Origin of the sequence: Lysinibacillus sp. Ag94, from assembly GCF_023242215.1 — a bacterium.
Lineage (GTDB): Bacteria > Bacillota > Bacilli > Bacillales_A > Planococcaceae > Lysinibacillus.
On the sequence record NZ_CP096780.1, the window covers coordinates 3,394,919 to 3,419,903 of the forward strand.

20 protein-coding genes are annotated in these 24,985 nt (G+C 35.6%); 9 read left to right on the top strand and 11 right to left on the bottom strand.

Annotation, left to right across the window (positions count from 1 at the left end; all coding sequences use genetic code 11):
• Window positions 1-19: 19 nt before the first annotated feature.
• From MY533_RS15740 to MY533_RS15775, 8 genes are all read right to left on the bottom strand, one after another.
• On the bottom strand, window positions 20-1,474 hold the full coding sequence (locus tag MY533_RS15740) for an S-layer homology domain-containing protein (protein ID WP_248716700.1): 1,455 nt from the start codon (window positions 1,472-1,474) through the stop codon (window positions 20-22).
• A 351-nt stretch (window positions 1,475-1,825) separates the two neighbouring features.
• A complete protein-coding gene (locus MY533_RS15745; RefSeq protein WP_248716701.1) occupies window positions 1,826-3,487 on the bottom strand; it encodes a hypothetical protein in 1,662 nt (553 codons plus the stop codon).
• 161 nt (window positions 3,488-3,648) lie between these two features.
• Complete coding sequence (locus tag MY533_RS15750) at window positions 3,649-3,822, bottom strand: YjfB family protein (RefSeq protein WP_081011007.1); 174 nt, start codon at window positions 3,820-3,822, stop codon at window positions 3,649-3,651.
• Window positions 3,823-3,940: 118 nt separating this feature from the next.
• Entirely contained in the window at window positions 3,941-4,522 is a 582-nt protein-coding gene (gene yihA, locus MY533_RS15755) for a ribosome biogenesis GTP-binding protein YihA/YsxC (protein WP_132357011.1), read from the bottom strand.
• A 4-nt stretch (window positions 4,523-4,526) separates the two neighbouring features.
• The gene (gene lon / locus MY533_RS15760; RefSeq protein WP_248716702.1) at window positions 4,527-6,851 is read right to left on the bottom strand and encodes an endopeptidase La; all 2,325 of its coding nucleotides are present in this window, start codon (window positions 6,849-6,851) and stop codon (window positions 4,527-4,529) included.
• A 230-nt stretch (window positions 6,852-7,081) separates the two neighbouring features.
• The gene (gene clpX, locus MY533_RS15765; protein WP_132357013.1) at window positions 7,082-8,353 is read right to left on the bottom strand and encodes an ATP-dependent protease ATP-binding subunit ClpX; all 1,272 of its coding nucleotides are present in this window, start codon (window positions 8,351-8,353) and stop codon (window positions 7,082-7,084) included.
• Window positions 8,354-9,146: 793 nt separating this feature from the next.
• Window positions 9,147-10,436, bottom strand: a complete 1,290-nt coding sequence (gene tig, locus MY533_RS15770; RefSeq protein WP_248716703.1) for a trigger factor — start codon at window positions 10,434-10,436, stop codon at window positions 9,147-9,149.
• A gap of 112 nt (window positions 10,437-10,548) precedes the next feature.
• A complete protein-coding gene (locus tag MY533_RS15775; protein WP_248716704.1) occupies window positions 10,549-11,538 on the bottom strand; it encodes a CDC27 family protein in 990 nt (329 codons plus the stop codon).
• Between the two features lie 314 nt (window positions 11,539-11,852).
• Between MY533_RS15775 and MY533_RS15780 the strand changes: the two genes are divergently transcribed.
• The 7 genes from MY533_RS15780 (at window position 11,853) to MY533_RS15810 (ending at window position 19,523) form a co-directional block, all read left to right on the top strand.
• Entirely contained in the window at window positions 11,853-12,320 is a 468-nt protein-coding gene (locus MY533_RS15780; RefSeq protein ID WP_248716705.1) for a hypothetical protein, read from the top strand.
• Between the two features lie 309 nt (window positions 12,321-12,629).
• Window positions 12,630-13,472 carry a DUF2785 domain-containing protein gene (locus tag MY533_RS15785; protein ID WP_132357017.1) on the top strand — a complete coding sequence of 281 codons (843 nt, stop codon included), beginning with the start codon at window positions 12,630-12,632 and terminating at the stop codon, window positions 13,470-13,472.
• 834 nt (window positions 13,473-14,306) lie between these two features.
• Window positions 14,307-15,230 (top strand): cytochrome aa3 quinol oxidase subunit II, encoded by a 924-nt coding sequence (qoxA, locus tag MY533_RS15790; RefSeq protein WP_132357018.1) that lies wholly within the window; start codon window positions 14,307-14,309, stop codon window positions 15,228-15,230.
• 27 nt (window positions 15,231-15,257) lie between these two features.
• Window positions 15,258-17,201: a cytochrome aa3 quinol oxidase subunit I gene (qoxB, locus tag MY533_RS15795; protein WP_248716706.1), complete on the top strand. Its 1,944-nt coding sequence runs from the start codon at window positions 15,258-15,260 to the stop codon at window positions 17,199-17,201.
• A gap of 1 nt (window position 17,202) precedes the next feature.
• Complete coding sequence (gene qoxC, locus MY533_RS15800; protein ID WP_248716707.1) at window positions 17,203-17,802, top strand: cytochrome aa3 quinol oxidase subunit III; 600 nt, start codon at window positions 17,203-17,205, stop codon at window positions 17,800-17,802.
• The gene (gene qoxD / locus MY533_RS15805) at window positions 17,802-18,086 is read left to right on the top strand and encodes a cytochrome aa3 quinol oxidase subunit IV (RefSeq protein WP_132357021.1); all 285 of its coding nucleotides are present in this window, start codon (window positions 17,802-17,804) and stop codon (window positions 18,084-18,086) included. The genes qoxC and qoxD overlap by 1 nt, the downstream gene beginning before the upstream one ends.
• Before the next feature lie 576 nt (window positions 18,087-18,662).
• Window positions 18,663-19,523, top strand: a complete 861-nt coding sequence (locus MY533_RS15810; RefSeq protein WP_248716708.1) for a DUF6612 family protein — start codon at window positions 18,663-18,665, stop codon at window positions 19,521-19,523.
• Window positions 19,524-19,795: 272 nt separating this feature from the next.
• Here the strand turns inward: MY533_RS15810 and MY533_RS15815 are convergent, their stop codons facing one another.
• The 3 genes from MY533_RS15815 to tsaA form a co-directional block, all read right to left on the bottom strand.
• A complete protein-coding gene (locus MY533_RS15815; protein WP_248716709.1) occupies window positions 19,796-20,941 on the bottom strand; it encodes a DUF418 domain-containing protein in 1,146 nt (381 codons plus the stop codon).
• Window positions 20,942-22,069: 1,128 nt separating this feature from the next.
• Window positions 22,070-22,633: a GNAT family N-acetyltransferase gene (locus MY533_RS15820; RefSeq protein ID WP_248716710.1), complete on the bottom strand. Its 564-nt coding sequence runs from the start codon at window positions 22,631-22,633 to the stop codon at window positions 22,070-22,072.
• Window positions 22,634-22,670: 37 nt separating this feature from the next.
• A complete protein-coding gene (gene tsaA, locus MY533_RS15825) occupies window positions 22,671-23,132 on the bottom strand; it encodes a tRNA (N6-threonylcarbamoyladenosine(37)-N6)-methyltransferase TrmO (protein WP_248716711.1) in 462 nt (153 codons plus the stop codon).
• Window positions 23,133-23,420: 288 nt separating this feature from the next.
• Between tsaA and MY533_RS15830 the strand changes: the two genes are divergently transcribed.
• Both MY533_RS15830 and MY533_RS15835 read left to right on the top strand, forming a co-directional pair.
• The gene (locus MY533_RS15830) at window positions 23,421-24,425 is read left to right on the top strand and encodes a nucleoid-associated protein (protein ID WP_248716712.1); all 1,005 of its coding nucleotides are present in this window, start codon (window positions 23,421-23,423) and stop codon (window positions 24,423-24,425) included.
• 150 nt (window positions 24,426-24,575) lie between these two features.
• The gene (locus tag MY533_RS15835; RefSeq protein ID WP_248716713.1) at window positions 24,576-24,884 is read left to right on the top strand and encodes a hypothetical protein; all 309 of its coding nucleotides are present in this window, start codon (window positions 24,576-24,578) and stop codon (window positions 24,882-24,884) included.
• Window positions 24,885-24,985: the final 101 nt, after the last annotated feature.

Genomic DNA, 24,985 nt, shown 5'->3' on the forward strand with positions numbered 1-24,985 from the left:
TTATTTTTCAGCCCTTTCGTTAATTAAAGAACAATATGTCATCTCGATAGTTTTGTTTTAAATCGCTTTCCAAATAATTCAAGAAACGTTCTAATACTACGGATGCTTGTGCTCGTGTTAATGGTTGATCTGGATTAAATCGACCTGTTATAGGGTCACCAGTCATTAATCCTAACTCATTCGCAATGTATATACCGTCTTTTGAATAGTCCGGAATTTGCGCATCATCTTTAAATTTCGTCATATAGCCTGGATCTGGCGCCTTATTTTCTAGCCCTAATGCACGTACAAAAATCGTAGCGGCTTGAGCTCGAGTAATTTGATTATCAGGTTTGAAGTACTCTGGCGTTACACCCTTAATAATTCCTTTTTTATACGCAGACTCAATATAGGCATAATCTTTCACCGTACGTTTAACATCTTTAAAAATACTAGTAGCTGATGTCGATTTTTTCGTTTTCGGTTCTTCCATAACACGTAAGTCAACTGCCTTACCAATCGCCGTTGTAAAGTCAATTCGCTTCATAGGGGTATTTGGTGAGAAGAAGTTACTTGCATCAGAGTAAATACCTAAAGAGTATAATTTTTCAATAGCTCCTTTTGCATAATGCTTTGATAAATCACGGAACTTAGGAATGATTAAACGCTCTATTGTTGGCATATATTCTTTATCTAAATCAAGAGTACCTTTTTGCCCAGAGTATAAATCAAACGTATATTCAGAAATAACATCTTTTTCACTTACTACCGCATATCCACCATCAAAGCTACCTAAACTTCCTAGGTTTTCTTCATAGTTTAGTACACGTGATTTGCTTGTCGATAAACGGTTTTTCACATGGCTAGTCTTACCGTCGCTATATTTATAAACAGCTTCTGTAATTTGTGTTTCTGTCGCTCCCCAGAAGTTTTCATAGCCGGCATGACGACTATCAGTATCAATTGTTACTGTATTTTGAACTGCATTTTTTCCAGTTCCAGTTTGAAAGGCATATGTTTTTCTTGAAATCACATTACCTGAGTAATAATCAGAGGCTGCACGATTGTCCGCTACAGTCCCTTGTGAAAATTGGTAATCTACCAATGTATATGTTATTTTCCCAACAACAATTTTCTCAGTATACTTTTTCACTACACCATTCGATGTTTTTTGACCAATTGTAGCATAATCTACGACATCAGATTCATAGGTCATATTTCGTGTCAATGTAGCACCATTACTTGCTTTTAGCTTTAGACTATGTGTTTCGGTTAACTTTCCTTTAGATTCTTTTTGTGTAATTTTAATGTCTTTACTAGTACCTTTAAATATAATGGGTGTTCCTGTAATGAAAACAGCTTCCTCATATGTATATTCATTTTTTACAGAACCTGTTGTTTCTAATGAAACAGCTAATGCATTTTCTGGGATAGTAATTCCAATAATAAATACAGCAAGAACCACTAACATTATTTTAGATAAATGTTTTCGCATTCTTTTTTGTCCCTCACTTTCATTCCATACATATCCGCATCTGGAGCTGTCAATAAATTTCTTCTACTTTACAAAATAATCAGGTGTGTTGTTTTATCATTCTTATCTGCTTTTTCAACACACCTGAAAAATTCAAGGTCAATTGTGCCTCGGCATAATTGCGTCCGGAATTGACTTTGTACTTAGGCCTGCAGAGGTTAGTGTAGCTACAGCCAATTGTTTTTTATACAAAAGCGCAGCGACAGCAACAAAAGTCTTTTGCGCGATAGCATAGCGACAGCGGCAATTGTTTTTTGTGCGAAAGCGCAGTGCTAACGTAAACTCGCAAAAGACTCACAGACTTCTAAATTATTAATCAACTAATATTAAATGAGCTTTGACAAAACGATCTGATAATACTACTAAACGATCAGAAGGTTTTAAATCAGATGCTTGAATAACTTTACCAGCTTTAATAATTGTAGCTTGGTCAATATTCATATCAACCATTTCACCAGCTTCATACCAGCGACCATTTTGCCATTGACTAACGCTCTTCACATTAATTACTGCTGGGTATTTCGATTTAACTGACTGTAGTTTACCAGTTAACATTAATGGTGCAACAGGCTTCGCTTTATTAAGCATATGAAGGGCCTGTACATGACCATCCTTTACATAGAAGTAGCCATATTCGCCTTCATATAAATGAAGCTCAATATCAGGAATGACACTATATATTTTGTTACCATTATCTACTATGGCTTTTGTTGAATTACTAACTGATAGTACAGTTCGCTCCGTTTTCTTGAAGACATTTGACTCAATCTTCATCGCATCATCAATTTCGATTAAATAGCCATCTGCTTGAGATAAACGTCCATAATATAATTCATGACCTGATAAGTTTGGTGACATAAAGCTATCACTTGTTACTTGAACAACTTGGGCATAATGATCACGTGCAGCACCGTCCGAAATTACAAAGGCTGTACCATACGCTAATAAGCCAGTAGGTTCAATTAAACGACCATTTCTAATTAAAATCGTTCCATCGTGGAAGTATAATGTACCAGCAGATTTAAGTTTTAATAATTGATATTTAGTATCTACAGAAAGCATAGGCTCATAGTACGTTCGCTCATTGTTTTTCAACACAACAATCTTTTCAATCACTTCTTTGCCAAATTGTTTAACTGTTGCATAATATGCTTGACTGCCAATGTAATTTTTCAACTGACCTTTTTCAATTTTTGTATTTCCAACATATATAGGAACCTTCGATGAAAAATTCATTGTTGATAAAGCCGTTGTTGTGTCAGAGCCAAACTGCCAATTTATAAAAGCATGTTGGTTTTTGACAGTTAATTTATTTGTATTGGCATTAACAGCCTGTATCTCACCTTTATATAGGTTTTCAACTAATGTACCCATCTCACTAATTTCTATTTTTGTGACAATGGATGTGTTTCGATTTTTAAGGCTAAGCTTAACACGATCTCCCACATATAAAGCGCTAATATCGACAGCTGAGGAGTTTTTATGATAATCTGTATCTTTATTTATATAGTAAGTTGTTTCCTCCCCAATATCTGGTTTCAGCATAATGAATAGTCCATTTGGATCAATACTTGTCACTACTCCAGCAAGTGTTTTTGTATTTTGTGTAACTGTTGGAGATTCTGTTTCACTTGTAGAATTAGAAGTACCTCGCAGCTCAACAACACTACGAAGAGAAATTTCAGCTTCTACTTGCATTCCCATCTTAAAGCCTTCGATTGTTGTCACTGTATTATTAATATACAGGCGGGCATTATCATTTATATTGTATGTAACTTGACGTCCGCTTTCATTTTGCAAAGTAATTTTACTTAGCTTTTTTTCTATTACTCCGTTAGAATTTGCATATTCTGAAAATGTTACATCAACAAAGGTTCCAGTCACCATTTGGGCAGCATGAGCTGTATTATTTGATGAATATCCGAGAACCGTTAGTAACACAATCATTAGTATGTATGGAATCTTCTTCAACAAATCCCGCCTCCTAAAAAATTGTTATTAATATATAGTATATCGTACTATTGGTAGTTTTTCCTATTCAAAAAGTTACATTTTAGTGCTTTTACTTACTTTTTAAATCTACCATTAGACATAAAGATAGAGGTAGCTTCCAATTTCAAGCTACCTTTGCTTCATCATACTTGAATGTCAATTGTATGTCCGGCTGTCGGATGTGGAGCATCTAACATTTCAACTAATTGCTCTGTATTTTGCTGTTGCATCTCCATTGCCTGTTTCGTTACAGCTAGAGATACATTTTGCATTAAAGTTGCTTGATTCATTGCCATTGATAAAGCTGCAATATCCATTTAGTCCACCTCCTATTTAATTTATCGGTCAGTTGTTCCATTCATCAAGCGGTTCCCCCAATTTTTAATAAAAAAACATCTACTGTCCTAAATAATAGACTCAATAGATGTTTTTTTATTACATTTTATTTTCGATCGTACGCCAAGCTTCTTCAAAGCCGATTCCTTTTTCTGAAGAAAAGACAATAAGAGGATCATTTTTTTCCATGTCTAGCGTTTCTTTCACGATTTTTTTATGCTTATCCCATTTACCTTTTGGAATTTTATCTGCTTTTGTTGCAATAACAATACAAGGAATATTGTAATGCTTTAAAAAATCATACATCATGCGGTCATCAGCTGTAGGGGGATGACGTAAATCAACAATTTGTACGACTGCCTTTAATTCATTGCGTCCTGTGATGTAACGCTCAATCATTTTTCCCCATGCTTCACGCTCAGTTTTTGAAACCTTTGCATAACCATAGCCCGGAACATCTACAAAAAATAATTGTTCTTCAATTTTGTAAAAATTAAGCGTTTGTGTTTTTCCGGGCTTAGAAGAAATACGTGCTAAAGCCTTACGACCGATCATTCGGTTAATAAAGGAGGATTTCCCCACATTTGAACGACCGGCTAGTGCAAATTCTGGCAGTCCATCTTCTGGATATTGGTCTGGTCTTACAGCACTTATGACCATTTCTACGTTATGGACTTTCATTTTCTTATAAACCTCCGTCCAGTGCATGGGCTAACACTTCATCAGCCGATGACACTAGTTTAAATGTTAGTTGTTCGCGTACACTTTCAGGAATATCCTCAATATCTCGCTCATTATCTTTCGGGCAAATAATTGTCGTTAAACCCGCTCGATGCGCACTGAGTGTTTTTTCCTTTAAGCCGCCTATTGGCAATACACGTCCACGTAATGTAATTTCACCTGTCATACCGACTTCACGGCGTATTGGACGGTGTAAAATTGCAGAAACAATTGCAGTTGCCATAGTAATACCTGCGGAAGGTCCATCTTTCGGAACAGCTCCTTCTGGAACATGAATATGGATATCATGTGTTTCAAAATATTCTGCATCCACTTTTAGATCTTCCATTTTTGTACGGACATACGATAAAGCTGTTTGAGCAGATTCCTTCATGACATCGCCGAGCTTCCCAGTTAACTGCAATTTTCCTTTACCAGGTGTTAATGATACCTCAATTTGTAATGTATCACCACCCACAGTTGTATAGGCAAGCCCAGTAGCTACACCGATTTGATTTTCCTCTTCCGCTTGTCCATATCTGAAACGATGTTTACCGAGTAAATCCTCTAACGTTTTCGAGCTCACTGTTACTCGTTTTTTCTCACCAGAAACGATGATCTTAGCGATTTTACGACAGAGGGTTGCGACTTGACGCTCTAGTCCGCGAACACCTGCTTCACGAGTATAATAACGGATAATATCCACTACTGCTTCGTCTTTCATAATAACTTGTGTTTTTTTCAAGCCATGCTCTTTTAACTGTTTCGGTATTAAGTGATTTTTCGTAATTTGCTCTTTTTCAATTTCTGTATAACCAGCAATTGAGATTACTTCCATACGATCTAGTAACGGCCCAGGAATTGTACTTAAATCATTGGCAGTTGCTATAAATAATACATTTGATAAATCATAAGGTTCTTCGATGTAATGATCACTAAATGTATTATTTTGAGCCGGATCTAAAACTTCAAGCATTGCTGCTGCCGGATCTCCCCTGAAGTCATTAGACATTTTATCAATTTCATCTAGCAGGAATACAGGATTAATAGTTCCTGCCTTTTTCATCCCTTGGATAATACGACCTGGCATTGCCCCAACATACGTACGACGATGACCACGAATTTCCGATTCGTCTCGTACCCCACCTAATGAAATACGGATAAATTTGCGATCCAAGCTTTCTGCAATAGATCGGGCTAATGATGTTTTACCTACTCCTGGAGGGCCAGCCAAACATAATATTGGTCCACGTAACGATTTTTTCAGCTGACGTACAGCTAAATATTCTAATATACGTTCTTTTACTTTTTCTAACCCGTCATGATCACGATTTAAAATATTCTCCGCATGTTCGATATTCATGCGATCTTCAGTCGCATTCGTCCATGGTAATGAAATAATCCAATCAATATAGTTTCGGATGACGCCACTCTCTGCACTAGCCGATGGTAGCTTCTCGTAGCGATCTAACTCTTTAAGCACTACTTCTTTCGTTGATTCAGGCATTCCTGTTTCGTCAATACGTTTACGTAATTCAGCTACTTCGCCAGTTTTTCCTTCGCGATCTCCTAGCTCAGTTTGAATAGCTTTCATTTGTTCACGTAAATAATATTCCTTTTGTGTACGCTCCATGGATTGCTTAACTTTTGTATTAATTTTCTTTTCAAGATCAAGTACTTCTTGCTCGTCATGTAAACGAATAATTAAATGATCTAAACGCTTCTTTACATTGAGCATCTCTAATACTTCTTGTTTATCTGCAATCTTAAAGGGTAAATGCGATGCAATAATGTCTGCTAAACGACCTGGCTCTTCAATGTCTGCCACAGTACTGATGGTTTCAGATGTAATTTTATTGGAGCCTTTTGCGTATCTCTCGAAATACGTTAACAACGTACGCATTAAAGCCTGTGTTTCAACATCCTTACCGTTTGTTTCTTCCTTAACATCGATGTCAACAATCGTATATTTTTCTAGCGCCCGATAGTTAGACCATGTTGCTCGCGCCACACCTTCCACTAAAATACGCAAAGTTCCATTTGGTAGTTTTAGCATCTGTTTGACATATGCCATCGTACCAACTGTATACAAATCTTGCTCATCAGGCTGTTCATCATGTACTTCTTTTTGTGTTACCAATAATATCAATTGGTCCTCTAGCATCGCTTGTTCTAGCGCCGCTACAGAACGATTTCTACCCACATCAATATGTAACACCATCGACGGGTATACTAAAAGTCCACGTAAAGGCAATAATGGTACACTTGTTGTTTTTTGTATTGTCACCATGCGGGTATTCACCTCCGTCATAATTTTCTTATTCACTCCCACGCTACTAGTATGCGTCTAAAAAGCTAATTCACACTAGTTAATCAATTGAGCCAAAAATTTCATCTAATTACAGTTGGCTTTATGTATGAATGAATAAAAAGCTGACTGTCGATATGTGCGAATATTGCACAATCGAAGTCAGCTAAATTACTCTTTATCTCATAACAATAGACATTAGTGTCTGTTCGTTATGCTGAAGTTTTTGTGTCGCTACCTTCATCGAGTTCAGTGCCATCTTCAAGAAGCAATTTCGGTTTTTCTTTATCCGTAATTGTTTTTGCCGTAATGATACATTTTTTCACATCTTCACGTGAAGGTAGTTCGTACATTACATCAAGCATTGTTGACTCAATAATTGAACGAAGACCACGTGCACCCGTTTTCCGTTCTATTGCTTCTTTTGCAATTTCAGAAAGAGCACCTTCATCAAACTCAAGCTCAACACCATCTAGTTCAAGCATTTTTTGATATTGCTTAGCTAGTGCATTTTTAGGCTCCGTTAAAATTTGTACAAGCGCAGCCTCGTTTAATTGTTCTAGACTTGCAAGTACCGGTAATCGACCGATAAATTCTGGAATTAGACCAAATTTTAATAAATCCTCTGGAATCAGCTTCGCCATAATTGAGCCTTCATCCGTATCAATTTTGTTTGGATCTGAACCGAAGCCAATTACTTTTTCACCTTGACGACGTTTAATAATGGATTCTATTCCATCAAATGCTCCACCTACAATAAATAAGATGTTTGTAGTATCGATTTGTAAAAACTCTTGGTGTGGATGCTTACGACCACCTTGTGGTGGGACACTAGCAACTGTACCTTCTAAAATTTTTAGAAGAGCTTGTTGCACACCTTCACCAGAAACATCACGTGTAATGGATGGATTTTCGGATTTACGTGCAACTTTATCGATTTCATCAATATAGATGATTCCTTTTTCAGCACGCTCGATATCGTAATCTGCGGATTGAATTAATTTTAATAAAATATTTTCAACGTCCTCACCAACATAGCCAGCTTCTGTTAGAGAAGTAGCATCTGCAATTGCAAAAGGAACGTTTAATATACGCGCCAATGTTTGGGCCAATAAAGTTTTACCGCTACCAGTTGGGCCGATTAACACAATGTTCGATTTTGCTAATTCTACATCATCAATTTTACTATTTGTATTAATGCGTTTGTAGTGATTGTAAACCGCAACCGCTAAAGCTTTTTTAGCACGTTCTTGCCCTATTACATACTCATCTAAAATCGTTAAGATCTCTTTCGGTTTTGGAATATCTTGAAATTCAATTTCTTCTTCAACGCCCAGTTCCTCTACAACGATTTCTGAACAAAGTTCGATACATTCATCACAAATATAAACACCAGGACCTGCAACTAGTTTACGTACCTGTTCTTGTGGTTTTCCACAGAATGAGCATTTTAAATTGCCTTTTTCATCATTAAATTTGAACAATATGTTTCACCCCTATTCAAGCAACAATCTTACAAGATTATTGAATCTTTATCAAATAAATTGTTTGCATCTATTTACACCACGGCGTCTATGTTTCAAGATTTCAAAAAGTTTTCGACATTTATTGTACAAAAAACATTATTATTTATTGCAAATAATGCCCATTCATTAGCTTGATGAATTCCAGCTCTTAACATTAGCGTGTGGTTGAATTCTGTGTATAACTGACTGATTCTTCAGAAACCTCTAGCGATCAAAGACCTTTCTTTCCGTCAAGATTTCTGGCTCTCGACTAATATTTGGCCTGTGGCTTCATTAAAATACCGGTGATACAAGTTAAAAATACTCAAGTAACTTTTTTTCTATTAATTATGCCTCGGCATAATTGTAGCTGTCGCTACAGAAAATAATGGCTGAAAGAAGTTGAAAATCTATTATATTCGCCAGAGGCTTAACTTCATTCAGACGAGGATGTATTTCGTTGTTCCTCATTTGGAAGGATTGAGACATCAATTTGATCTCTACTGAATAAAGTCAAATTTTAGCATCGTGTGAAAAGTCAAACAATACTATGTATTAGAGAAGTGTAAAGGCTTTTGCCTATCCCCTTTTCAAAAAAGTATTTCCTTTTTGGAGGATGCTTTTTGCGGTGAAAGTAGTCGTAATATTAAAACTATCATTAACTGAACTAAAAGGGGAATCTAGCTTATTCTAAATAAAAAATATGTGATAAAACAAGGCACGGTTTAATGCCGTACCTTGTTTTTATTTTTTATCCAGTTACAAAAAAATCCTATTCAGTAATTTTAGCGTTTTCTACTAAAAATTCAACTGTTTTTTGAATTTTAATGTCGTTTTCAAGAACTGCTGTGCCGCCTAAAGCGCCAGTAATTTGCTCTTTAGTCATGTTAAATTGAGCAGCCATTTTTTCTAATTCAGCTGCGATATCAGCTTCAGATGCTTCAATTTTTTCAGCTTCAGCAATTGCTTCAAGTGTTAAAGATACACGTACACGGCTTTGTGCTTCTTCTTTCATTTGTCCACGTAAATCTTCTTCTGATTGACCTGAGAATTGGTAATAAAGGTCTAAGTTCATGCCTTGCATTTGTAAACGTTGACCAAATTCTTGTAACATACGATCAGTTTCAGAGTTGATCATACCAGCAGGTACTTCAAATTCTGCATTTTCAGCAGCTTTTTCAACTAATTGATCACGAAGTGTTGCATCAGATTCAGCTTGTTTTTGTTCAGCAGTTTGCTCTTTGATTTTAGCGCGTAAAGCATCGACACCTTCAACTTCTGGGTCTAATTCTTTAGCGAATTCGTCGTTTAGTTCTGGAAGAACTTTCGTTTTCACTTCTTTTACAGTTACTTTGAAAGTAGCTTCTTTACCAGCTAATTCTGCTGCATGGTATTCTTCTGGGAAAGTAACAACTACGTCTTTAGATTCACCAGCTTTTACACCTACAAGTTGCTCCTCAAAGCCAGGGATGAATGAGCCTGAACCAATTTCTAGTGGGTAATCTTCACCTTTACCACCTTCAAATGCTTCTTCACCTACAAAACCTTCAAAGTCGATAGTAGCTGTATCGCCTTCTACGATAGCTTCATCTTCTTTAATTTCAAGTTCTGCTTTACGAGCTAATTGCTCTTGAATTTGTGTTTCTACTTCTTCATCAGTAACTTCTACTGGAAGTTTCGTAACTTCTAAACCTTTGTATTCACCAAGTTTCGGCTCTGGTTTCACTGTTACTTGAGCAGTAAATGTGAAATCTTTACCGTGTACGAAGTTTTCTGTACCAGCAATTTCTGGGTAATCAACTGGCATAATTCCAGCTTCATCGATCGCTTTTGAATAAGAATCAGGAACGATGATTTCTAATGCATCTTGGTATAAAGATTCGATACCAAAACGTTGTTCAAACATTTTACGAGGCATTTTTCCTTTACGGAAACCTGGTACGTTAATTTGTTTCACAACTTTTTTGAACGCTTGGTCCATTGCTGCATCTACTTCTGCAGCTGGTACTTCGATTGTTAGAGTACCGATATTACCTTCTTGTTTTTCCCATTTTGCTGACATGTATAAATACCTCCAAATAAATAATCAAGTTTAAATGTTAGACAATTCATTCGTAACTACGATTTTGACAACCATTTTAGTATAACATAGATGCGTATAGTTTCAACTTATTTCATACCTCATGTAGTTCAGTAAGTTTTTCCAACATTTGTAAAAAGTCGATAATTTCATAATCCATTTCCTGTACTTTTCCGAGCATCGATTGTACAAAGTCAATATAACTATAAGCAATATCATCGGCTTCGAATGGTTGCCATTCAAACGGATACGTTACAATGGCATGCTTCGCCATTAAATATTGTACCATTTCCAACGTCGATGGGTCTTGCTCTAATTTATTTTCAATTATTTTTTTTACTTCCCTATACTGAGGCAACTGATTTGGTAGAACTAAATTTTTAGGATTAACAGTTATTGTTTCATCAAATTTTGAGACAGTAATGTCAATCGACACTTCTTGTTCCACTAATAAAATTAATGCTAAGCTCTGAACAAATGGATGGATTGTTGGACATTCAATAATAGCTTTCAATGCTATTTTTAATTGTCGTACATTCGTATCCATTAAGCGATGCAGCAGAATAGATTGTTCATTTGGCGTTAATGCGCTAAATTTCGAAAGTTCATATTCTTGCTCTTCTAACAATCGTTTAGCATCCTCTTTTTTTTGGAGATTTTTAGCGACCTCTTGATTCAAGCTTCTTATACGTTCAAATTTCTCAAGCTGATCTTCCGGAAGTACTTTTTCTTCAATTAATGTCGTAATTAATGATTCTACTTGATGGTATTCCTTTAACTGCATACATACTGTAACATACAGTTCCATTACTTCTACATACAATGTCGTCCCCATAGCAAACAATTGCTCACAAACATTTTTAACTTTATCGTATTCTTTTAATTCATATAAAGCATACGCGTAGGTACTTAATGCACTTTCGTCTCCAGCCTCATATGAAAATGCATTTTCAAAGCTTGCCACAGCCTCTTCATATTGATAATTTTCCGCATACATATGTCCTTCACGTATTAATGTCTGAACAGCACCAGGAAAAACAACAATATTGTCATGTTTGATCACATGCCGTTTTCGCTTTGTCATTTTTCTCACCTCTTTAGCTCTATTTTACTTATTAGTTTCTTATTAAATATTCATCATAACATGGAGTTGATTTTCGTATTCACTGAACACTTAACCAGTAGGCTACTCTTATTTGACCTCGAAGGTTTGCCACACATCAAGGCCAACACAAATATACCAATAAATTTATCCACCGCTCATTTTTCAATAAAAAATATCCACTTTAGCATTTCATATTTTGTAATAAATTGTATTATAATTAATAATACCTTTTTTATTACTATTTACCAGGCACCAACTTTGTAATTTAAAGTTCTTCACAAGGAGTGGAATACATGCAATTAATAGATACAGTTAGTGAATTTGGTAGTAGCATCTCTCCTATGTATGAGGCACTATCAATTAAAGTTGTTTCGTTATCTACAGCGGACGGTCCCCATCTGAAGGATTCTCCGATTGAATTTGAAATACTCACAAGAACTAAGATTGATATATATACACAAGAAGCGATTACACATATTATAAGTATCAAAGGTCACATTCCTGGCTCCATTTCACTTGGACACCAACATGAGTCACTTTTTATTATTCCCCAAAATGTACACATTGAATGCAACTATAAACTGCTAAGTATCGACAAAAAAGATATGCAACGAATCTTAATGCACTCTCAACCGAACCTTCATTATAGTGAATGGCTAATCGATGCCATTATAAATGCAAATATTCTTGTAGAATTAAAAACTAATCAAAATACCTTTACCGAATGGCCGCTCGGTATAAAGTCAGCCGTTATTTCATAACTAGGATGAGACATACTTTAATAGGTATGTCTTTTGTTTTGAGCTCGTTTTTAAGTCTACTCCTTTTTATTGCTTGTCTATCATATCAACTTTCTTTTGATTCTGGAATTCCCATTGTGAATATACTCCCTAGAAACTTCACAACTCACAAATTATCATTAAAACGCTATAATAAAAATGCATAGCTCTAAAAGCATTTACTATGTCTGCGCATTGTTATAAAAGTAATTACAAAGACTACAGATTATCAAGGAATACATTTAAAAAATGCTCAAAGAGAGACTTAACTTAACTTCGGGGGAATTACATATGGATATCAAAAATACTTTACAATCATTTTCCACTATGACACATTCAGCACAACAAGAATTTATGTTACAAAAAGGCGATTGGTTGTTACAAGAAATGTTAACGCACATTGGTTCACCAGATGCCGAATTACGTGACAAATTAATTTATCGTACTTTTATTCATATACTTAGCGATAATTTACTGCGCACCGAACAGTTACAATATTTATTTGATACTGTTACAAGCGACGAATTTTTATATTTAAAGCTAGGTGAAGAATTGACAGATAGTGTCTTTACACGTTCGTTTTCTGCTTTACTTGCAGCAGGTATTCTTGCAAAAGATGCTGAACTACTGGTATTAAATGATGATCGTCTACAAGCTTTCTTTCAAAAGATTGGCCGCTATTTATTATTGGAAAAAGATACACGAGGTCATGTTCATGATAAGGGCTGGGCGCATAGCATTGCACATGGTGCAGATTTAGCAGCCATGACGATTAAACATCCTAAATTTAACTTACAGTATGCACCTCACATCTTGCATGCATTAAAACTTGTTACATGGAAAGATACTGTCTTCGTCGATGATGAGGAAGAACGCTTAATTAATATAATTGAAGCGTTACTAGCTCGTAACTATTCCGAGGAAGCATTAATAGAATTTGTCGATCAGGTATTTGATAAGTTTGAAATGCACTTAGTGACTCAGGGCTATAACGAAGCCTTTTTTAGTGGACGTACATGCACATTAAATTTAATGAAAACATTGTACTTTGCCTTAAAGATGAATAATATAGCCCCAAAACTTCAAAATACTATCTATGGACAAGTAGCAAAATGGCTAAAGCTAGGAGCTTAAATTTATCTTCATTACCTTGGCATAATTGTGTCAAATAAGGATAAATCACTTTCTTTCTGCTTAGAACATTTATTTTCGTCTTTGTAACCAAAAATAGCAAACCAAGGATATCCTTAGTTTGCTATTTTTACTTTTCGGATAAAACATTCGAATAACATTATATGGAAGTCTATAATTATATTAACATAATTAATATTATCCCCCTTTCCATTCATCCCTGACATTTAAAATTTCTCCTTATATATCCATAATTCATCATCCTGCGTACTCATCTTTTTAAAAAACGCAACAAAAAAGCACTCAAAACCTCAACATAACGGCAATTTTATTACAAAATGAAGTCTAAAATGTGAAATGATATTTTCACAAAAAAAACTATTTACATGGTTAAATACAAGAAACTCAGTGTTTTCAACGTTTCAACAGTGTTTATTTAATTAAATGCAAAAATACTAATATTGAAATAACGATTTTTGTTCAAAAAATGTTCATAATCATCCCCCGTTTACTATTAAAAATATAAAAAAATAATTTTTTTTCTTTGAAACGAGCGTATAATCCTATTTGCAAACAATGACATTTTGTGTCGATTGATTATGACACTTTGTCTAAAAAGTCGATTACACAAATTAATGATTTTGCGAACGCTTGCATTAGACCAATCAAATACTAAATTCAATGTTTCATAATGAACCATGCCATTGTAAGTATTTCTTATTATTTGATTGGTACAACAACTAAAAGAGGTGACCTTATTACCCACTATTTATAAATTCGAATTTATACGCAAACACATGAAATTTATGAATAGCCGTTTTAAGAAAGGAGTCAAACATGAAGAAAAAGTTAAGCTTAATGTTCATTGCATTTGGTGCGCTTGCAGTTCTTGCTGGTTGTGAACCATTAACAATCTTTGATCCAAAAGGGCCAAATGCCAAAACATTATCAGACACAATTATTTTATCCATTATTACAATGGCCTTTATATTACTAGTCGTGTATGTGCTTTTAGCATTTATGCTAACAAAATACCGTGCTTCAAAAGCATCTGCCGATTATGAGCCTCCTCACGAAGAGGGTAGTCATCTACTAGAAATTACATGGACAGTTATCCCTATTATCATAGTGGCATTCTTAGCAATTGTTACTGTAAGAACAACAAGTACTGTAGAGTCTCAACCAGATGGTTATGACAATAAAGAGCCACTTGTTATTTACGCTTCATCATCTAACTGGAAATGGCATTTTAGCTATCCAGAGCAAGGTATTGAAACTGTAAACTATGTAAATATTCCTGTTGACCGTCCAATTGAGTTCAAACTTTATTCATTCGGACCAATCACAAGTTTCTGGATTCCTCAATTAGCTGGGCAAAAATATGCGATGAGTGACATGTTAACAACTATTCACCTTGCCGCAGATGAAGTAGGTTCATTCATGGGCCGTAACTCAAACTTTAGCGGTCGCGGATTTGCTGAAATGGAATTTGAGGCACAATCTATGACGCAAGAAGACTTCGACAAATGGGCTTCTGATGTAAAAGCAAAAGAAAAACCATTAACAAAAGAAAAATTTGATGAACTATTAAAAGCAGAACACGTTGGTCGTTCAAGCTATTCATCTACACACTTAGAATTTAGACCAGCTCCAATGGAACATAGTGAACATATGAAAATGGGAGACATGGATCATAGTAAAATGAACCATGGCGATCATTCTGATTCACAAGAAAATTCTGAAGCAAAACATTCACATTAATTTTTAAACCCGAAAGGAGCGCATCCAATGAGTATGGAAGAAGTATTCCATCCTATGCAAGAACCGATGATTTTAGCGGCAGCTATTAGTATCGTAGTTGGAGCAGTTGTTATCGTGGCTGGCCTTACGTATTTCAAAAAGTGGGGCTATTTCTACAAAAACTGGCTATCAACTGTTGACCATAAAAAAATCGGTATTATGTATATCGCTACAGCACTTTTGATGCTATTCCGTGGCGGTATCGATGCATTGTTAATGCGTGCACAAACGGCAGTTCCTGATAATGGACTTCTAGATGCACAACACTATAATGAGATTTTCACAACACACGGTTTATTAATGATTTTATTCATGGCTATGCCATTCGTAATTGGTTTAATGAACATTGTTATCCCACTGCAAATTGGTGCACGTGACGTTGCCTTCCCACGTCTAAATGCAGTCAGCTTCTGGTTATTTGCGGCTGGTTGTGGTTTATTAAACCTATCATTTATCATTGGTGGTTCACCTGATGCTGGTTGGACAGCTTACTTCCCATTAGCTGGGACAGAATTTAGTCCATCTGTTGGGAACAATTACTATTCTTTAGCTTTACAATTATCAGGGATTGGTACGTTAATGACTGGTGTTAACTTCATCGCAACAATCATTAAAATGCGTGCACCTGGTATGACATTAATGAAAATGCCAATGTTCACTTGGTCAATTTTAATTACAAACATTATTATCGTATTTGCATTCCCAGTATTAACTGTAGCACTTGCATTAATGATGTTAGACCGTCAATTCGGTACACAATTCTTTGCAATGCAAAATGGCGGTATGGATATGCTTTGGGCCAACCTATTCTGGGTTTGGGGACATCCTGAGGTTTATATCGTTATCCTACCTGCTTTCGGTATTTTCTCTGAAATCATTGCGACATTTGCACGCAAAAACTTATACGGCTATAAATCAATGGTTATGAGTATGGTCGTTATTTCGTTACTATCATTCTTAGTATGGGCCCACCACTTCTATACAATGGGTCACGGTGTAATGGTAAACAGTGTATTCTCTATTACAACAATGGCAATCGCTGTTCCTACAGGGGTTAAAATATTTAACTGGTTGCTCACAATGAGACACGGTAAAATTCAATTTACAACTCCTATGCTTTATGCTCTTGGCTTTATTCCTATCTTCACAATTGGTGGGGTTACAGGGGTAATGCTTGCAATGGCAAGTGCTGACTATCAATATCATAATACGATGTTCCTAGTTGCCCACTTCCACTATGTATTAATTCCAGGTACAGTATTCGGTGTACTTGCAGGTTACCACTACTGGTGGCCAAAAATGTTCGGTTTCCGTTTAAATGAAAAACTAGGTAAAGCAGCTTTCTGGTTTATCGCAATTTGCTTTAACGTAACATTCTTCCCTCTATTCATTTTAGGTTTAGATGGTTACGCTCGTCGTATGTACACTTACTCTGAGTCAACTGGTTACGGTCCATTGAACATGCTATCGTTCATCGGTGGTATTGGTCTTGCTGTCGGCTTTGCGTTAATCGTATATAACATTTACTACAGCTGGAAACATATGCCTCGTAATGAAAAGGCAGATGTTTGGGATGGTCGTACATTAGAATGGGCTACTCATTCTCCAGTACCAGAATATAACTTTGCAGTAGTTCCAACTGTTACACGTTTAGATGAATTCTGGTTCGCGAAAAAAGAAGGTCGCGATATTACAGCAGGTAAAATTGAAAAAATTCACATGCCTAACAACACTGGCACACCATTCTGGATGAGCGGATTCTTCTTCCTTGCAGCATTCTTCGCTGTATTTAATCTATGGATTCCAGCCATCATTAGTATGATTGGTGTATTCGGCTTTATGATTCATCGTTCATTTGAAAAAGATCATGGTCGATACATTTCAGTTGAAGAAGTTATGGCAACTGAGAAAAGCTTGAGAGGTGATAAATAATATGAAAATCGATTCTTCACTTCCATTAGAATATAGTACAGAAGAAAATCGCCTGAAAATTTTCGGTTTCTGGATTTTCCTTGGCGCCGAAATCGTATTATTCGCCACACTATTTACAGTGTATTTCACACTTCAAACACGTACAGGTAGTGGCCCAAATGGCGCTGAGATTTTCGAATTAACACCAGTATTATGGGAAACTTTCTTATTATTAACTAGTAGTTTCACAATTGGTCTTGGTGTTCACGCAATGCGTATTGGCAATAAAAAAGCGATGATGGCATTTTTCATCATCACACTTCTATTAGGTCTTGGCTTCTTAGGTATTGAGATTGATGAATTTGTCACATATGTTGAAGAAGGTGCGACTATTCGAACAAGCGCATTCTTATCGGCATTAATGACTTTACTTGGTACGCACGGTCTCCACGTAACATTCGGTTTCTTCTGGGGCGTTGCAATTTTAATCCAAGTAGCTAGCCGTGGTTTAAACCCACAAACAGCTAACAAAGCATTTATCTTCTCACTGTACTGGCACTTCCTAGACGTTGTTTGGATTTTCATCTTCAGCTTCGTCTACTTGAAAGGACTGATTAGCTGATGAAGGAATTATTCCCAAAACAACATGTGATGGGCTTCGGCTTCTCACTGTTACTAACTGTTGTAGCTTTAGCTGTTATTAAATTCGATATGTCTTTTAACATGGCATTCGCTGTTTTACTAGTAACTGCTCTTGCGCAAGCAACTGTACAATTAGTATTATTCATGCACATCGGTGAATCTGAAGATAAGAAAACGTTATATACAACGATTTTATATTCAGTATTCGTAGGTGTTGTCACAATCATTGGTACATTATTCGCAATGATCTGGGGCTATAATTGATAAACAAAGCCGAGAAAATGCTATCATTTTCTCGGCTTTTTCTTTTTGTAAATATTTTTTCCACCATAGAAAGTAGACTCAACTTAAAACCGAACACCCCTCCCCTACTCCACCTTATTGCAAACATAGCCATCACTGACCTTATTCATTATTCCTTTGCATAATTACATCTGGCATCGGTAAAAATAAAAGCCTTCGTTACTAACCTCCTATTCCTGTCGCTTCTTTAGCACTACGCTTTCGCATGAGAGTTGCCCAAGTAACTCAAAGACGCCTCGCCCCTAGGAAGCTTTGCTCTGTGCGAAAGCGAAGCGCCAGCTAGAGCGGGAGTCATCCCCATGTTTATGTCCGTTACAATATTTCACAATAACTATCACCGGATTTATTATTATTTATGAATTAATTTTCTCGCTACTCACAGTGAGTAAGAAGACTTATTTATCAAAACATGCGTTAGGTATTTACTATTATTTTATTTTTGAACTAGTACTGTTTTTAAAATAATGAAACTTTTACTATTATAGTAATGTATACTAATAGATGATGTTTTTTACCAATGAATAGGAGATGAAAGTAATGAACAAATTTTTTAAAGTTTTAAGTGTTGGAGCACTAGCACTGACACTAGCTGCCTGTAACAGTAGCGCTACCCCTAAGAAAGACACGACTAATAAAAGTACACTCACTTTAGAGCAAGTGTATGAAAAAGCGATAGAACGCCAAGCTGACATTAAAAGCACGAGTGCAAAAATGGAGACAACTCAAGATTCCAAAATTGGCTCAGGCGATCAATCTATGGAGTTTTCCATCAAATCGAAAATGGATATGGATGTAGTTACCGATCCTATTGCTATGCATTTATCAGGTTCAATGACAATGCCAGATATGGCTAGCGCAGATCAAAAAAGTACGGAAATGCCGATTGATATGTACATGAAGAAAGATCAAGGCTTTTTCATGAAGGATGAAACAACTAAAACTTGGTATAAGTTACCGAACGAACAATTTGATGCAATTATGGAACAAACTGCATCATCTGCAGATGCTAAGGCACAATTAGATCAGCTTAAAAACTTTATCAAAGATTTCAAATTCGAACAAACAGATAAAGCATATATCTTATCTTTAGACGCTAAAGGCGATAAATTTAAAGAACTTATCGATTCAGAAATTAGCAAATCCATGAAAGATATGGGTCTTGAAGAAAACCCACTTGATAACTTAACAATCGATAAAATACACTATGTTCTAGAAATTGATAAAAAGACTTTCGATACAAATAAATTGGATATGAATTTCGATTTAAAAATGAAAGTTGAAGATCAAGAACTATCAATGAAAACAAAATCAGTTGTGACATACACTGAATTCAATCACCTAAAAACAATCGACATCCCACAAGAAATTATCGATAAAGCACAATCTATTGCACAATAATCAATATAAAAGGAATCTGCTTACTTTCATGTACGCAGATTCCTTTTACTTTAGGTATCACTTAAATGAAATCGACTTTTTATAGTCCAACGATACTACAATACAATTTGCTTCATTCATTGCAATGCGAAACTTCCCATCGTTCGTTTTCCTCTGGATTCGTCTCTATTCCCTTCAAAATCTATTCTCTAGCAGGACATATAGCTAGAACCACATTCGAGAGCTGCTATTACAAAGGGGATTTCTCTCATCCCCTTTGTTTTAAAATTAATTCAATCACTATTAATACTCTGTTCTTTTCGCTTTAATCGACCATCAATCGACCAATTCGTCCATATCCGTAAAGCCTGCTCAAATGGCCCACGCTTGAATTTTTTTAAATAGAAGACACTGCCAATGCACTGCACACAATAAATACCTAATCCAAATAACATACCATTCAAAACACCTAATTTTCCAAACAACCCAAAACCATAGCCAAAAAATACTGTTGTACAAATAATAGATTGCATTAAATAATTAGTTAAAGACAGCTTACCAACACATTCAAAGGCATGAATAATAGACGATGTACGCCATTTCTTATAGAGTAAGGCGGCTACACATACATAGCCTAACGCTAAAACTTGTGCCCCACTCATCTGAAGCATAGTCGACAAATCTCCTTCTTTTAAACTCAAATATTTACATAGTAACCCTATAGGCACAAGTATAATACCTAGCTTATACCATTTTTGTTCCCGCTCCATATTTACAAATGCCCGCATTTTTGCAAGCGCCATACCAAGTAAAAACAACGGTGCATAGAATAATGGCGCTACAAATAATAGGATAGATGTTTCTTGTTCAGGCATTAGCCCATTTAGACGAAAATTAACGACGTCTAAATAACTACCATGTGCATAAATGGTATCTGCTTGTTCAATATACGCATTGATATCCTGCTGATTTGCTGGGAGATCTAAGTTAATATTCATTATAATTGCGACTGAAAATATAAAGAAAATACTAGCCCATATGATAATTGTTTTTGCTTCTCGATTAATGAATGGTAACAAAAACAGAATCATACAACCATAATATAAGAGTATGTCACCTTCCCATATAAATGTTGTATGCAGCCAGCCTAATACAATGAGCCCCACGCTCCGTCGAAGTATAATCCATCGACTTTTCATCCCTTTTTCGCGTACAGATTCAATTAGCTTTATAAAAGAAAATCCAAATAACAGTGTAAAAATAGGCATAAAAGAGCCACCAATAAATACCCTCACAAAATCCCCTGCACTTTGTGATGATAAATTTTTTAAGGCTCCATGCATGCCATATTGAAAAATTACTAAATTAGCAAGTAAAATCCCAAGCAAACTAAATCCACGAAGACTATCAACGAACGAAACCCGTTTCAATCCCATCATGTTTCCCCTTTCCATTCATTTAAAGAAAGAATAACGTAATAACCTTATAGCTATTTAATCGTAATCTTAAGACGGTCTTAAAAAACAGAAAAATAGAACTATTCTGTTTTAAATGCGTAAGGGGACACGGGAATGGACGTTTGAATTTTGTTTCGATACAAACAAAGACTTCTACTCATTAAGTAGAAGTCCCATGTTATTGAAATGCTATTTTCTTAATTGAACATTCTTCAGAAAACGAAGGGTAAATATCCGTTTCGACTGAGCGCCTTCCACGGGTCGTCGTTTATCAGAAAAGCGAAGCGACAGCAAAAGGGTTTTTATGCCAAATGCGAAGCAGCAGCGCTTTGCCTATTCTTTCCGTCGTCCTGACCTCTTTACGTCTCTCTGACTATTCTTTCCGTCGCTCTGACTTTCCCTTCCGTCGATTCGGCATTTCTTTCCGTCGCTCACACCCTTCTTTCCATCGCTTTGACTCTTTCTTCCGTCGATTCGACTATTCTTTCCATCCTCCTGACCTCTTTCCGTCGCTCTGACTCTTCTTTCCGTCGATTCGGCCTTTCTTTCCGTCACTCAGATCCTTCCTTCCGTCGATTCGACTATTCTTTCCGTCGATTCGACTATTCTTTCCGTCCTCCTGACCTCTTTCCGTCACTATGACTCTTCTTCCGTCGATTCGGCCTTTCTTTCCGTCACTCAGATCCTTCCTTCCATCGATTCGACTATTCTTTCCGTCGTCCTGACCTCTGACTATTCCTTCCGTCGATTCGGCATTTCTTTCCGTCGCTCACACCCTTCTTTCCATCGCTTTGACTCTTCCTTCCGTCGATTCGACTATTCTTTCCGTCCTCCTGACCTCTTTCCGTCGCTCTGACTCTTCTTTCCGTCGATTCGGCCTTTCTTTCCGTCACTCAGATCCTTCCTTCCGTCGATTCGACTATTCTTTCCGTCGTCCTGACCTCTTTCTGTCAGTAAAGGGTTTATCTGCGCGAATGCGAAGCAGCATCATCAAAAAAAGGCGTTATTAAAATACCTTAATGCATTTAGCCTCCGTTCCCCTAACTCGCTTCATCCAATCAAGGATCTCATCTAAGACTTATCCTCGAGGAAGAATTTAAGCTTACATATTCATTTACTTCCTTGATATGCTTTAGCATCTATAGAATAATGAAGCAATCCTTCAAAATCCTTCAGTTCTGAATTAAGTTTGTTATACGTATATTCATAGCTCATTCCCAGTTTATCTACAATTCGTAAAGATGCCACGTTTTCAGGATGAACAACAGCAATAATTTTAGGTAAACCAATCTTATAAAATGCATAATTCATCAAAGCTTTTGTTGCTTCAGATGTTATTCCTCGCCCTCTATACGCTTCAGAAATACCGTAATAAATTTCGATTTCTGTGTCTTTTACATCATCGGGACCAAGTCCGCAATAACCAATTAATTTTTGACTCTGCTTCTCTACAATAGCTAGATTAAGCTTATGTATGTTAGTAGGCGTGTTTTTTAAGTTACATTGAATGGACCACTCTATTACTCGCTGAATATCATCGCGGCTCGGCACATCCTCTGGGATAAATCGGTAAAAATTAGGCTCAGAAACGACTGCATATAACTCATCCAAGTCAGTGAAAGCATATGGACGAATTACTAGTCTCTCGGTTTCAATATGAAGATTTAAAAACATAATGATTTCTCCTTAACAAATAAAATAAAATAATATACTAGTCCCAATAATTCTTCATTAAATCCGTTGCCCATTGTGGCTGTTTTATTTCACCTTTCGGTAGAAATTCTTTCATTACAGGTTTTATATCAATGATTGGTGTTCCATCAATAGCATCTAAGCCTTTAACGATTAATGTTCTATCCCTTAATTCTAGTAAATCTACAACTGTTACGCCCATTTTATTAGGTCTATTTTTACCTCTCTGAGCGAAAATACCGACTTCTGGATAATCCTTATTATTTCTTGGATGTCTCGCTTCATATTGAATTTTTTCAGCTTCCACTTTGTCAAAATAAAAAATTATTTCTAAATGAGAAAAATCATCAATCCCCTTTAAAGATGATTCATACATATCTTTTGTTAATTCAATAGTAGACATGACGCTACCCCAATTGTCGTCTTCAATCATTGTTCGACTATTGCTCACTACAGCTATTGGTTTAATGTTATAAAGCATATCAAGACCTCTTCTCTTTGTAGATTTCTTCATGCATAGTTCCATTTATTCCTAGTATACTTCAGCAACCATCAATGTCAATTTAAGGTAATGTACTTGTCATTTCAAATGAGTTTCCCTATTTAATAAAGAACCCATAGCCTTATACAAATGATCAACAAATCTCATAAATGCATATATTCAATGTTCTTTTTAATTTTATTATTCGTAAAAATAAAATTCATGAAAATGTTGCAAGGGATATGATATGGTATATTATCTACAATGAAATTTTAGAAGGTGGAAAACATGCTTGAAGTAAGTGAAAGTAAGTTATTACAATATATTTTACATTTTATTGACGATACACTCGTGTTAGGTGAGGAATCATTATCACAGCCTGAGGTCATGCTAGAGGCAGCTTTTACACAGCTAGCGTTTAGCAAAATCGATTTAGAGCAGCAATTCGAATTTTTTCATGAAACAGACATTGCCTTAAACGAGGTTTACACATATGTGAGGGCAATATTTGATCAGGAGACTAGTTTCTTAGAACAATCAATCAACATTGCTAAACACTTACATAGTGTATCTCAACATCCTAACATTAAAAGTGGCGAATTGTTTATTGGATTATTTGACAATTGTTTTCTAGCGACAGAAGCTAAAAAAATAATTGCCATCGTTAAAATTGATGAAAAGGAAATGTTTTTAGATGTAAAAAGCGATCACAACAAAATGGTCGTCAATGGTGTTGATGGAATTAATGTAAAGAAAATTAATAACATGGCCATTATCGTAGATATGGGAACGGATGAGGCACCTGCTGTCTTCATGAAAACAAAAAGAAAAGAAGATATTGTCTACTGGCAAGAACGATTTTTAAAGATTAAAGCAGCTGATGAACATTATTACAAAACGAATTTAGCATTAACAGAATGCAAAAAATATATTTTAAAAGAAGAGAGCTTTACAAATACTGAGAAGCTTGGGCTTTTAAACAAAACGCTTGATTACTTTAGAAATGAAGATGAATTTCAAGTAAATAATTATATTGAAACAGTGTTTGATAATGCTGAACCTACACAAAAAGATATTATTATAAATTCGGTAAAACCATATGAAACCGTAATTTCTGAAAGTGCGCTTGAAAAGGCTGAAAAAAAATATAAACGTAAAATTAAACTCGATTCTAATATTGAAATCCAGGTAAATGTACAGGATATCGAGCAAGTGGAAGAACTAATTGAAGTAGGCTACGATGAATCTACGAATCGAAAATTCTACAAAATTTATTTTCAGGAAGAACTATAATAATATACTTGTGGCTTTCCAAATATTTATAGGAAAGCCTCTTTTTATAGTTAAAAAAAACATATTTCCACAATGAGCAGAATCGCTTCTTTCAAACTATTACCTAATATGTTACAATTTCCTAAAACATTAAGGAGGGACTTATTTAATATGTCCTATATAAACGAATTACTAAATTATATTGATAGTGCTTCCATTGAGATTTTACTTGAACTCCTTTTAGTAACTACATGTATTTCAACCATCATTTATTTAGTAACTAAAAACCAATATATTTCATACTTATCGTCTGCACCAATATTTTATTTTCTTTCATTAAAATTCAATCACAATTCTCACTTCATGCTGCTTATCTTAGCAATGACAGTTCAAGCCTCTGTCATTTTATTTATCCAAAAGAAGGATCTACTAAAAGTCATTACAGCGAAAGAGCAAAGCTCACGTCAATATTTAAAATGATAACAATAAAGGACTTGTTTGTATGATGTATCAGCAAGTCCTTTTACTTTATTATCCTATTAATTTGGCATAATTGCGTCGAAGGCTTTAGCTTCTCTTAG